This window comes from Agathobaculum sp. LCP25S3_E8 (genome assembly GCF_052117165.1).
Classification (GTDB): Bacteria; Bacillota; Clostridia; order Oscillospirales; family Butyricicoccaceae; genus Agathobaculum.
The window spans coordinates 1-845 of the sequence record NZ_JBQKJR010000157.1; the positions used below are offsets into that span (position 1 = coordinate 1).

Below are 845 nucleotides of genomic sequence, written 5' to 3' on the forward strand. Positions count from 1 at the left end.
TATAACCATAACCGAATCAAAGAAAAATTGAATGGGTTAAGTCCTGTCCAATACAGAATTCAAAATGGCTTTGCCGCATAACTTTTGTCCAACTTTTGGGGAGCACTTCACATTTCATGCGCCGCCGTTGACAGCCCCGCCCGTCTTTGCAAAAGGTAATCAAGGCGGGAAAGCCACAAAATGGCTTCCCGCCCATTTCAATTTTGCAAGGGAGAACGCTCCCAAATTAAAAAAAGTGCGGCCAAGCACTTTGAGGGATTGGCCGCCTTGTCTGCCCGTTCAGCGGGACGGAGGGCGGCGGTCAAGGCCGGGTATAAAACCGTTCATTTCAGCCTTGACGGTTGCCCGCTGTCCTGCTACTTTTCCGGGAGTGTGGCCACAGCTTCGGGACATTTTGTCCACAAGTCGGAGCGTAGGACGAGGGACGGGGCTTTCATATACCTGCCGCCGTTCTCTGAAACCAGCCCGATTTTTTGTTCATTCCCATTCACAAAAATTCAGCCTGTTTTCCTGCCGGAGCAAACGGGGCGCAAAAAGCACCGCACCCCGTTTCCCCCGTCAGCCACGCCAGCAGGTATAACACACTACACTTTGCTTCGCAAAGTCGTGTGCCAAATGGGGGCTTTGCCCCCTTTGGAAACCCCCACAAGAAAAGGCGGTACGCTACCCCTCCACGGGGCGCATACCGCCTTTTCTTGTTATCCAGCCCTCCGGCTGTATCGGTTGAGCAAAAGTGGAATAGTCAAGAAAACCGCACACCCAACGAGTTCAATTAGGCAACCTGCGCCGGATTTTGCGCCCACCGTGCGCGCTTGCGCAGCGGAGGAAGGTTTTCCTCATTGGCT

At 53.3% G+C, this 845-nt stretch carries 1 protein-coding gene; it reads left to right on the top strand.

Annotation, left to right across the window (positions count from 1 at the left end; genetic code table 11):
• Window positions 1-81: IS3 family transposase (locus tag ACTQ34_RS18050; protein ID WP_441364662.1), on the top strand; the 81-nt coding region annotated here is incomplete at its 5' end.
• Between the last annotated feature and the right edge of the window lie 764 nt (window positions 82-845).